This is a genomic window from Kitasatospora sp. NPDC057518, from assembly GCF_042802075.1.
GTDB lineage: Bacteria > Actinomycetota > Actinomycetes > Streptomycetales > Streptomycetaceae > Kitasatospora.
On the sequence record NZ_JBHVEU010000311.1, the window covers coordinates 1 to 10,568 of the forward strand.

Genomic DNA, 10,568 nt, shown 5'->3' on the forward strand with positions numbered 1-10,568 from the left:
TTCCGGTGGTTACCGCAGGACGTCGACGAGGATGACGGCGCCGAGGAGGACGGAGGCCAGGAGTCCGACCTTCACCGGCGTCAGCCGGTCCCGCACCTGGGCGCCCGGCCGGACGCGCTCGCCCGGCTCGGTGCTGAGCTCCCACCAGTTGACGACCCGGCGGAAGTCCGTGTCGAAGTCGGCCGACGGGTAGAAGGTGCTGCTCTGGAGGGCCGGAAGCGAGCGGCGCCGGCCGTCGACGGTGTGGATCCGGGCCGCGCGCGTGCCCTCGCTCATGCCGAAGCCCTTGGTCTCCCGCACGTCGATCCAGGCGATCTGCTGCCAGGAGTAGGTGCGGCCACGGCCGAGCCCCCAGCAGAGGGTGATCCCGTCGGCGCCGACCCGGCTCCAGCACCGCATGGTGGCGTAGCGGCTCGGGACGGCGATCACGAGGGTCCCGGCGACGATCAGGAGCGTCGGGACGAGGCCGAGCCTCTTGTAGCCGATGACCAGTTGGGCCGCGAGGATGATCGCGAGCAGGCCGAAATCGGACCAGGACGGGCGGAACTTGTCTTTCCCCCGGAAGATCAGTTCGTTCACAGGGCGCACCCTACGCCCTGGCCCCCGGGCCCCGACAGGGCGGGGCTCCCGTGACGGGGCCCGGCGGACGGGACGTCACGGCAGGTAGTACGTCAGCAGATCGGACGTCAGCGGCGGGAACAGCGCCCGGTGCAGCTCCTCGTCCCCACGCCCGTACACGTCCGGCCGGATGCGGCTCAACCCCTCCAGCCCGTACGGCCCGAAGAGCAGCGCCGCCAGCGCGTCCGGCGCCACGCCCACGCCGCCGCCCGGGCCCGTGCCCTGCATCGTGCCGCCCGTGACCACCGCGCCCGGCTCCTGCTCGCCGAGCGGGATCCGGTAGTGCGCGCGGTAGGTGGAGAGCAGCAGTTCGCCGTCGGCGCGGTCCAGGCCGGCGGCGGCGAGGCGTTGGCGGAACAGGGGGCGCAGCCGGTCGAGCAGCACGGCCGGATCGGGGATGCGGACGTAGTACTGCTCCGCCTCGGGGCGCGGGGTGTCGTCCAGCAGCCCGTGCCAGACGGTGGCCGGCAGGGTGCCGGGCCGGTGCACCACCTGGAGCCGTGCCTCGGGCGCCAACGCCGCCACGCCGGCCAGCAGTTCGCGCGCCGCCCGCTCGTCCGCGGCGGCCGCCTCGACCAGGTGGAACTCGCCGTCGTCCACCGGGGTGGTGCGGCCCACCGCCACCACCTCGCCCGCGCGCTCGACCACCCGCAGCGTGCTCGCCTCGTGCGCCAGCAGCCAGCGCCAGCGGGCGGGGGCGTGGCCCATCGCGAGGTCGAAGCCGCGCTGCGCCTGCTCCTGGAGCGCGGCCAACGCGGGCAGGTCCGCCGCTCGGGCGGTGCGCAGCGCGGGGGCGTCCCCGGCGCCGGTGCTGGGCGGGGCGGTGAGCAGCGGCCGCGAGACCGGGATGTCGATCGCGTACTCGTAGCCGAACAGCCGGTAGAAGTACGGGATTCCGATCATCACCTGGACCACGTGCCCGCGCGCGGCGGAGCGTGCGTGCGCCCACCGCAGCAGGGCCCGGACCAGGCCGCGGCCCTCGTACTCCCCGTCGGTGGCGACCATGTCGACCTGCCCGGCGGGCAGTCGGACACCGCCGAGGCGCAGCTCCTCGTCGAGCAGGGTGGCGGTGGAGACGACCCGGTCGCCGTCGACCACCACGGCGCTGGCCGACCGGCCGGCGTCCGGGTCCTCGACCACCAGGCGGTGGTCGAGCGCGTCCCCCGGGTCGCCGCGCTCCGTGAGCAGCGCGCCGATCCGCTCCTCGTCCTCCAGCCGGGACTCGCGCAGGAGCAGGCCGCCGGGCAGGGCCGTCGGCAGGGCAAAGGGTTCGTCAACGGTCATTCCCGGACCCTCGCACCGGTGGCCGCGCGCGGCCAAGGGGTTTTTGCCGAACCGGCAAGGAAGAGCGGGAACACGCCCGATGTGGAGGGGAGTTGGCGAGATCGTACCCGTCTCGGGCGTGGTCGGGTTGACCGTGGCCACGACCGGAGGGTTGGCTTCCTCCTGGGGGGACGGGGGAGTGCGGGGGAATCCACGAGGAATCCAAGGGGAGGGGAGCCCATGAAGACGACGACGCTCCGGGTGGTCTGTGTCCTGGCGGCCGCGCTGCTGGCGGGCACCGCGGCACCGGCGGCCCACGCGCGGCCCGAGCCCGCGGCCACGCTCACGCTCACATCCGCATCCGCGTCCGCGTCCGCGAGCGGTGACCCGGTCCGGGTGAATGTGAGCCCCGACGGCGCGCCCGCCGACGACTGGTCCGAGCCGCTCGGGCTGAGCGCCGACGGCCGGTACGCCCTGTTCACCTCGCTGGCCTCGAACCTGGTGCCCGGGGACACCAACCGCCTCTACGACGTCTTCGTCCGCGACCTGTGGACGCGGCACACCGAGCGGGTCAGCCTCGCCGACGACGGCGCCCAGCTGGACGGCTCCACCAGCCAGGCGGCGATCAGTGCCGACGGCCGCTACGTCGCCTTCAGCAGCGACGCCGCCAACGCCGTCCCCGGGAACGGCAGCGGCCGCACCGACGTCTACGTCCGCGACCGCCTGACCGGCCGCACCGAGCTGGTCACCGCCGGCACCGGCGCCGGAAACTCCGTCAGCCCCGCGATCAGCGCCGACGGCCGCTTCGTCGCCTACTCCTCGGACCGCGCCGACCTCGCCCCCGGGGCGGGGGCCGGCACCGCCAACGTCTACCTGACGGACCGCCGGACCGGCGGCACCCGGCTGGTCAGCACCGGGCAGGGCGGCGCCCCCGCCGACGGCGGCTCGGTGGAGCCCTCGCTCAGCGCGGACGGCCGGACCGTCGCGTTCCGGTCGAAGGCGGCCAACCTGCTGCCGGCCGCCGCGACCGGCCCGACCGCCCGGCCCGCCCTGAAGCCGCCGCCCGCCCGCCAGCTCTTCCCGCTCTACGTCTACGACACCCGCACCGGCCGGATCGAGGGCGCGAGCGTCGACGCGAGCGGCACCCTGCGCGACGCCGTGCGGCAGAGCCGGCTGAGCCCCGACGGCCGGTTCGCGCTGTTCCGGGTGTTCGAGCCCGACCAGGGCGCCACCCGCGTCGCGCTCCTCGCCCGCGACCTGCGCACCGGGGCGGTCACCGAGGTGGCCCCCGCCGGTACCCAGCCGGGCGTCATGACGGCGGACGACCGCTGGGTCCACTTCGTCTCGGACGACGCCGGCCTGGTGCCCGGCGACACCAACGGCGCCCCGGACCTCTTCCGGCGGGACCTGCGGACCGGCCTGGTCGAGCGGGTCGCCGAGGGCGTCGGCCCGTCCTTCGCGCCCGCCGTGGACGCGTTCGGCACCACCCTGCTGTTCGGCGCCCTGAACGGCACCGGCTCCGACGTCCTGGTGCGCTACCTGCCGCCCCGCTGACCGGCCGCGGCGCCCGGATCCCGCAGGGTGCGGCGCGCCGCGACCAGGGTGAGCAGGCCCCACAGGACGGCCAGCGCCGCGGTGACGTAGACGCCGCCGCGGCGGAACGGGAGGTCCTCGTCCAGGGAGACCGGCGGGGCCCAGCCCGCCGGGTCGACCAGGACGTTCTCGGTGTCGCCGACGGCGTACGCCGAGCAGCCGAAGCCGCCGACCCGGCCGTGCGGCAGCGGCCGGCCGTCGGCGCGGCGGAGGTCGCAGGTCCAGCTGACGGTGCCGTTCCTGTCCTTGGCGCTGTGGGCCGCGGTGACCACCACCGCGGTCTCCACCCCGCGGTCGGCGAGGATCTGCGCCCGGATGCTCCCCGCCGGCAGCGCCAGCAGCAGCACGCCGAACAGGACGGCCGGCCAGATGACCAGGCCGCGGGGCCGGACGAAGCCGAGCCCGATGACGCCCGCCGAGAGCACCACGAACGCCAGGATGCCGCAGGGGAGTTCGTAGTCCGGGTTGCTGCCGAGCGCGGCCAGGCCGACCATCAGCACCGGGGTGGGCACCCCGACCAGCCAGGCCGTCCGGCGGACCGCCTTCGGCGACAGCTGCGGCTCCGGGCGCCTGCGGACCCGCTTCGGCGGCCGGACCACCCCCTCCGCGAGCGGCCTCTTCTGCTTCTTCCTGCGGGCCATGCCTTCCCCCGTCCGTTCATCCGTGGTGCTGGGGACAGTCTGACCGCCGCTCCCGGCACGCGGTACGGAGGGGCGGGGCGGTGACCACCCGTCAGGCCCTCGACGCGGGTGTTACCGACGAGTTCATCACATGCTCGCCCGCTGTCTTGCGGGCCGTGCGGGGAGCCGAGTTGGATACACAACATCCCTTGACCCGACGGGTCCACGACAACACCCGCGATGCCCTCCTGGAGGCCCGATGCCCCTGTCGTCCGTCCGCCGCACCCTCGCCGCCGGTGCCGCCGCCACCGTCCTCGCCGTGCTCGGCGCCGCCCCGGCCTCGGCCGAGACCGCCCCGACGACCGCGCCCCCGCTCGACGTGCTGACCTACAACACCTTCCTGATGAGCACCTCGCTCTACCCCAACTGGGGCCAGCAGTACCGGGCGCAGGCCATCGCCTCGGCGGACTTCTTCCAGGGCCACGACGTGGTCGTGCTGGAGGAGGCCTTCGACAACGCGGCCTCCGACGCGCTCACCGCCAAGGCCTCGGCCGCCTACCCGTACCACACGCCGGTGGTCGGCCGCTCCACCAGCGGCTGGGACGCCACCTCCGGCAGCTACAGCTCCACCACCCCCGAGGACGGCGGCGTCACCCTGCTCAGCAAGTGGCCGATCCTGCGCAAGGAGCAGTACGTCTTCAAGGACGCCTGCGGCTCGGACTGGTTCTCCAACAAGGGCTTCGCGTACGCGGTGCTGGACGTCAACGGCCGCCGCACCCACGTGGTCGGCACCCACCTCCAGTCCACCGACTCCGGCTGCGCGAGCGGCCAGGCCGCGGACATCCGGGCCAAGCAGCTCACCGCGATGCGCGCCTTCCTGGACGCCAAGCGGATCCCGGCCGACGAGCCGGTCCTGGTCGCGGGCGACCTCAACATCGACTCGCACGGCTCCGAGTACCAGGCGCTGCTGAGCAACGGCAACCTCGCCCCGGCCTCCGCCCGCACCGGCTGGCCGAACTCCTTCGACACCGTCGACAACTCCATCGCCGCCTACCGCTACCCGGGCGAGCCCAAGGAGGACCTCGACTACGTCCTCTACCGGGCCGACCACGCCCGCCCGCAGCAGTACGTCAACGAGGTGGTCCGGGTGCACAGCGCGCCCTGGACGGTCAGCAGTTGGGGCAAGAGCTACACCTACACCGACCTCTCCGACCACTACCCGCTCGCCGCGCACTGACCGGCCGGATCCCCCGGGGGTGTGGGATGCGTCACCCGTGACGCCGCGCGGGCGGTTCGGCCCCTTACGATCCTGAACGCCGAGGTCGGGCGCCGTCGTACCCCGGCGGCGCCCGCCCGGCAGCCAGCGATCCGGCCCGAGGAGAAGCGCACGTGACCACCCCCAACGCCGCGCCCGACAGCTACTACCAGCGCACCGGCGACCACACCTACAAGCCCACCGTGCAGGCGCAGGGCGCCTGGCACCCCGACGAGCAGCACTTCAGCCCGCTCGGCGGCCTGATCGTGCACGCCATCGACCGCCACCGGGCCGGCCGCCCCGCCGACGGCCTGGCGCTGGCCCGGATCAGCTACGACATACTCGGCCTGATCGCCCTCGACGAGTGCGAGATCACGGTGGAGACCGTCCGCCCCGGCCGCACCATCGAGCTGGTCGAGGCCACCGTGACGATCGGCGGGCGCGCCGTGGTCCGGGCCCGCGCCTGGTTCCTCGCCGAGCTGGACACCACCGCCGTCGCCGGCACCCACGACGAGCCGCTGCCCGCGCCCGAGGAGTTCGAGCCCTGGACGATGCGCGGGGTCTGGGGCGGCGGCTACATCGCCTCGATCGACGTCCGCCGCCGGGAGAGCGCCCCGGGCCGCGCCGCCGCCTGGCTCTCCACCCCGGTCGAGCTGGTCGCCGGGGAGCCCAGCGGCCCGCACGCCTCCTTCGTCATGCTGGTGGACACCGCCAACGGCATCGCCGTGCGGCAGAGCCCCACCGAGTGGATGTTCCCCAACACCGACCTGACGATCCACTTCCACCGCCGCCCCGAGGGCGGCTGGACCGGCCTGGACACCAGCGTCAGCTTCGGCCCGGCCGGGCACGGCGTCACCAGCACCGTGCTGCACGACGTCCGCGGGCCGCTGGGCCGGGCCGAGCAGATCCTCACCGTCCGCCCGCAGCACGCGGGCTGACGGCGGCCGGTGGTGCGGGCGTCGCGGCCCGCACCACCGGGGCGGGTCCTCAGCCGGTCAGCGAGTCCATGAAGGAGCTCACCGAGAACACGGCCTTGCCGGGGCCCGCCGGGCCGTACCCGGGTGGCGAGGAGAGGCCGAACTCCTCCAGGGTGCCCCGGTAGGTCTGCAGCAGTCGGATGTGGTACTCCAGCGGCGCGCCCTGCGGGTTGGCCTTGCCGAGCGGGGTGGTGGGCTCGGGGCACCAGGTGGTGAAGCGCGGCACCACGCCGCGGGACATGAAGAAGCGCAGGCCCTCCTCGGTGGAGGCGATCGCCTCGTCCACCGTGGTGAAGCCGAAGGGCTCGGCCATCTCCACGCCCGCGACGAAGTTGGGGATCACGTTCTCCGGGCCGAACACCTCGGTGGAGTCGAGGATCCGGCGGTGCCACTCGTCCCGGCCGACGTAGCGCTCCTTGCCCGGGCAGTAGAGCTCGAACAGCCGCTTGTCCCACACCTCGAAGTTGGGGTGGTAGATCCGCACGCCGTAGTCGTGGAAGCGCTGGACGTCCTCGCGCGGCAGCGCCTGGGCCACCACCTTGCCGATCCAGCGGCCGGGGAAGCGCTCCTCGATGGCCTTGGCGTACTGCCCGTAGAAGTCGGCCTCGTCCCGGCCGCCGACGTGCGAGGTGATCGCCCCGCCGGTGAGGGTGTACGCCTGCGAGGCCCGGGCGGTGTCGTGCCGGTCGATGATCGCCAGCGCCTCCAGCACCTCCTCGACCGGCTTGACCCCGGTGTACGGGCGGCCGGCCGCCTTGTGCTGGCGCCAGTTGTGGTTGATGTCGCAGTACTGGCACTCCTCCTTGGCGCCGAAGTACTGGCAGACCCGGAACACCGTGAGGTAGATCAGGTAGCCCCACTGGATGGTCGGGGCGACCTCCATCACCGACTTCCCGTTGGCCAGCGTGTGCCGGTAGTAGTCCGGCATCGGCGGCAGGCCGACGTCGGCGATCCGCGCACCGTCCAGGTAGAGGCCGAGCGTGCCGTCGTCCCCGGCGCCGACCCGGTACGGCGAGTCCGGGTTCACCCGCACCGACACCACCGTGCGGCGCAGCCCGTACGGCCCGCCGGTCAGCACGACCTCCTCCGGCGGCCGGTTGAGCGCGGCCGCGCCCAGCTCGGGCAGCGTGCGGTGGTCGAAGGAGAAGATGAAGTACGACTTCGGCTTGACCTCGCCGCCCCCGTCGGCGCCCGCGCTGCCGCTCAGCGCGGACTCGTCGAAGGCCATGCCGCCGCGCAGCAGGTCCTCCTTGATCACCGCCTCCCGGGGCACGTCGGGATAGCGCTCCATGAGCTGCTCCACGAGTGCGGTGCGGCTGCGGGCCTGGCTCTCCATGCGCTGGTCTTCCTTCCTGGCCCCGCCTCCTCGACGGCGCCGTGCCCATTCTGTCCCGCCTTACGCGCCCGGCCGCGCACCGGGCCCGGCCCGGGGCGATCGACCGGCCCCGGCGGGCGGCCGTGGGTGATTTCGTTTCGCGTTCGAACAGCCCGCGCCACGAGCGGGACGACGCGGCCGGCGGGAGCGGGACACGCGCGAGTGGCGGCAAGTTGACGCGCGGACGGGCGGCTCGGCGGGCGGGTTCGTGACAGGAGTGCCCAGGTGCGGGGCGGGGTGATGCACGACGGGGGCGCGCCCAAACACCCGCATGGGGAACGTTCACCCTATCGGGTGATGAAGATCGTCTGGTGCGATGCGGAACGCGCCTTCGCGCCTACGGTGGTGAACCGAGCGAGACGGGGCCGGAGACCGGAGATCCCGTTCGAGGCGGGTGGGATGACGACCCGTCATATTGTGCGACCCCCTTCAGAGGAGGCTCCATGCCCCTGTGCGCCAGGCCGGACACACCATCCGGGCCCGTCACCGCCCCGGTGGTGGGCCCATGAGCTCCCCCGCGATCGAACGGATCCTGCGCGGGCCCAGCGGACTGGGCACCTCCGGGCTGCAGTTCAGGCCGCAGGCCCCGGCGGACGAGGTCTCGGCGCCCCAGGCTCCGACGCCCGAGGTCCCGGTCGAGGTGGTCCCGGCGCCCGAGGCGACCGCGACCGTGACCGAGGCCATGACGGTGACCGAGACCGCGGCGGCGACGCCCGGGTTCCGGGTGCCGTCCGCCCACGTCCTGCCCGTCCCGACCGCCGCGACCCCGACCCCGGCCGCCGCCGGGTCGGCCGCCGAGGCGCCGAGCGGCGGCAAGCCCCGGAGCGGCGACCCGATCCCCGGCCTCTACCACCACCCGATCGCCGAGCCCGACCCGGTGCGGGTGGAGGCGCTGAGCGCGAAGCTCAAGGCCTGGGCGATGGAGGAGATCGAGCTCTACCCGCCGGAGTGGGAGAAGGACTTCAACGGCTTCTCCACCGGGCGCTACATGGTGGCCTGCCACCCGGACGCGCCGAGCGTCGACCACCTGATGCTCGCGGCCCGCCTGATGGTGGCCGAGAACGCGGTGGACGACTGCTACTGCGAGGACCTCGGCGGTTCGCCGATCGGCCTGGGCAGCCGCCTGCTGCTCGCGCACACCGCGCTGGACCCGCTGCACACCACGTCGGAGTACCACCCGGGCTGGGAGGCCTCGCTGGGCTCGGACGCGCCCCGGCGCGCCTACCACTCGGCGATGGAGTACTTCACCCGGGCCGCCACGCCCTCCCAATCGGACCGGTTCCGGCACGACATGGCGCGGCTGCACCTCGGGTACCTGGCCGAGGCCTCCTGGGACCAGGCGGACCACGTCCCGGAGGTGTGGGAGTACCTGGCCATGCGCCAGTTCAACAACTTCCGCCCCTGCCCGACGATCACGGACACCGTCGGCGGCTACGAGCTGCCCGCCGAGCTGCACGCGCTGCCCGCCATGCAGCGGGTGATCGCACTGGCCGGCAACGCCACCACCATCGTCAACGACCTGTACTCGTACATGAAGGAGCTGGCCAGCCCCGGACTGCACCTGAACCTGCCGGTGGTGATCTCCGAGCGCGAGGGCGTCTCCCGCAAGGAGGGCTACCTGAAGGCGGTCGAGGTCCACAACGAGCTGATGCTGGCCTTCGAGGCCGAGGCGGCCGCCCTGGCCGTGTCCTGCCCGGTGCCGACACTCGTACGGTTCCTGCGCGGTGTGTCCGCGTGGGTCGACGGCAACCACTACTGGCACCAGACCAACACCTACCGCTACACCCTGCCCGACTTCTGGTGACACCGGCCCCTCCGGGGGCACCACCTCCCGCCGGCAGCGCATTTCCCTTGATGACCGACCCCTTGACCATCCGCTAGGAGCTGACCCATGTCCGTGACCGACGACATCACCACCCCCGGCAACACCATCCCCGGCCCGGCGACTCCGTACCAGGGCGACATCGCGCGCTACTGGGACCACGAGGCCCGTCCGGTCAACCTCCGCCTGGGTGACGTCGACGGCCTCTACCACCACCACTACGGCATCGGCGCCATCGACCAGGCCGCGATCGGGGACCCGGCCGACGCCGAGCGCGAGAAGAAGGTGATCGCCGAGCTGCACCGGCTGGAGTCCGCCCAGGCCGACGTGCTGCTCGGCCACCTCGGCGACATCCGCGCCGACCACACCCTGGTCGACGCCGGCTGCGGCCGCGGCGGTTCGATGGTGATGGCCCACCAGCGCTTCGGCTGCCGGGTCGAGGGCCTGACCCTCTCCACCCAGCAGGCCGACTTCGGCAACAAGCGCGCCGCCGAGCTGGGCATCGGCGGGTTCGTCCGCTCCCAGGTCGCCAACATGCTGAACATGCCCATCGAGACCGGCTCGGTCGCGGGCTCCTGGAACAACGAGTCCAGCATGTACGTCGACCTGCACGACCTGTTCGCCGAGCACTCCCGGGTGCTGAGCGTCGGCGGCCGGTACGTGACCATCACCGGCTGCTGGAACCCGCGCTACGGCCAGCCCTCGAAGTGGGTCTCGCAGATCAACGCCCACTTCGAGTGCAACATCCACTCCCGCCGCGAGTACCTGCGGGCGATGGCCGACAACCGCCTGGTGCCGCAGGCCGTCATCGACCTGACGCCGGACACCCTGCCCTACTGGGAGCTGCGGAACACCACCTCGCTGGTGACCGGCATCGAGGAGGCGTTCATCGAGTCCTACAAGGACGGCTCCTTCCAGTACGTGCTGATCGCGGCCGACCGGGTCTGATCCGGTAGCACCGCACGACGGCCGCCTCCCCGGGGCCGCCGGGAGGCCGCCGTCGGGCGCACGGGCGCCGGCGACCGCCGGGTGACAGTGGGGTGGG

At 73.4% G+C, this 10,568-nt stretch carries 9 protein-coding genes; 5 read left to right on the plus strand and 4 right to left on the minus strand.

Going from position 1 to position 10,568, the window contains the following annotated elements:
• Positions 1-9 precede the first annotated feature (9 nt).
• Positions 10-579, minus strand: a complete 570-nt coding sequence (locus ACFU7Z_RS27260) for a PH domain-containing protein (RefSeq protein WP_380780267.1) — start codon at positions 577-579, stop codon at positions 10-12.
• 75 nt (positions 580-654) lie between these two features.
• Complete coding sequence (locus ACFU7Z_RS27265; protein WP_380780269.1) at positions 655-1,902, minus strand: GNAT family N-acetyltransferase; 1,248 nt, start codon at positions 1,900-1,902, stop codon at positions 655-657.
• A 219-nt stretch (positions 1,903-2,121) separates the two neighbouring features.
• Between ACFU7Z_RS27265 and ACFU7Z_RS27270 the strand changes: the two genes are divergently transcribed.
• The gene (locus ACFU7Z_RS27270) at positions 2,122-3,435 is read left to right on the plus strand and encodes a hypothetical protein (protein ID WP_380780271.1); all 1,314 of its coding nucleotides are present in this window, start codon (positions 2,122-2,124) and stop codon (positions 3,433-3,435) included.
• Here ACFU7Z_RS27270 and ACFU7Z_RS27275 read toward each other — a convergent pair.
• Positions 3,417-4,115: a hypothetical protein gene (locus ACFU7Z_RS27275; RefSeq protein ID WP_380780273.1), complete on the minus strand. Its 699-nt coding sequence runs from the start codon at positions 4,113-4,115 to the stop codon at positions 3,417-3,419. The two genes, ACFU7Z_RS27270 and ACFU7Z_RS27275, sit on opposite strands and share 19 nt — an antisense overlap.
• A 238-nt stretch (positions 4,116-4,353) precedes the next feature.
• Between ACFU7Z_RS27275 and sph the strand changes: the two genes are divergently transcribed.
• Together sph and ACFU7Z_RS27285 are read left to right on the plus strand one after the other, a co-directional pair.
• Positions 4,354-5,331 carry a sphingomyelin phosphodiesterase gene (gene sph, locus ACFU7Z_RS27280; RefSeq protein ID WP_049651569.1) on the plus strand — a complete coding sequence of 326 codons (978 nt, stop codon included), beginning with the start codon at positions 4,354-4,356 and terminating at the stop codon, positions 5,329-5,331.
• 152 nt (positions 5,332-5,483) lie between these two features.
• Complete coding sequence (locus tag ACFU7Z_RS27285; protein ID WP_380780275.1) at positions 5,484-6,287, plus strand: thioesterase family protein; 804 nt, start codon at positions 5,484-5,486, stop codon at positions 6,285-6,287.
• 49 nt (positions 6,288-6,336) lie between these two features.
• Here the strand turns inward: ACFU7Z_RS27285 and ACFU7Z_RS27290 are convergent, their stop codons facing one another.
• Entirely contained in the window at positions 6,337-7,662 is a 1,326-nt protein-coding gene (locus tag ACFU7Z_RS27290) for a radical SAM protein (RefSeq protein ID WP_049651571.1), read from the minus strand.
• Positions 7,663-8,206: 544 nt separating this feature from the next.
• Here ACFU7Z_RS27290 and ACFU7Z_RS27295 point away from each other — a divergent pair.
• Both ACFU7Z_RS27295 and ACFU7Z_RS27300 read left to right on the plus strand, forming a co-directional pair.
• The gene (locus ACFU7Z_RS27295; protein ID WP_380780277.1) at positions 8,207-9,505 is read left to right on the plus strand and encodes a family 2 encapsulin nanocompartment cargo protein terpene cyclase; all 1,299 of its coding nucleotides are present in this window, start codon (positions 8,207-8,209) and stop codon (positions 9,503-9,505) included.
• An 87-nt stretch (positions 9,506-9,592) separates the two neighbouring features.
• The gene (locus tag ACFU7Z_RS27300) at positions 9,593-10,471 is read left to right on the plus strand and encodes a geranyl diphosphate 2-C-methyltransferase (RefSeq protein ID WP_074003176.1); all 879 of its coding nucleotides are present in this window, start codon (positions 9,593-9,595) and stop codon (positions 10,469-10,471) included.
• Positions 10,472-10,568: the final 97 nt, after the last annotated feature.

What these genes read in the sequence shown, in the direction of transcription:
- ACFU7Z_RS27300 (WP_074003176.1), top strand. Translation starts at nt 9,593, where the DNA reads ATGTCCGTGACCGACGACATCACCACCCCCGGCAACACCATCCCCGGC.
- ACFU7Z_RS27290 (WP_049651571.1), bottom strand. Translation starts at nt 7,662, where the DNA reads ATGGAGAGCCAGGCCCGCAGCCGCACCGCACTCGTGGAGCAGCTCATG.
- sph (WP_049651569.1), top strand. Translation starts at nt 4,354, where the DNA reads ATGCCCCTGTCGTCCGTCCGCCGCACCCTCGCCGCCGGTGCCGCCGCC.
- ACFU7Z_RS27265 (WP_380780269.1), bottom strand. Translation starts at nt 1,902, where the DNA reads ATGACCGTTGACGAACCCTTTGCCCTGCCGACGGCCCTGCCCGGCGGC.
- ACFU7Z_RS27270 (WP_380780271.1), top strand. Translation starts at nt 2,122, where the DNA reads ATGAAGACGACGACGCTCCGGGTGGTCTGTGTCCTGGCGGCCGCGCTG.
- ACFU7Z_RS27295 (WP_380780277.1), top strand. Translation starts at nt 8,207, where the DNA reads ATGAGCTCCCCCGCGATCGAACGGATCCTGCGCGGGCCCAGCGGACTG.
- ACFU7Z_RS27275 (WP_380780273.1), bottom strand. Translation starts at nt 4,115, where the DNA reads ATGGCCCGCAGGAAGAAGCAGAAGAGGCCGCTCGCGGAGGGGGTGGTC.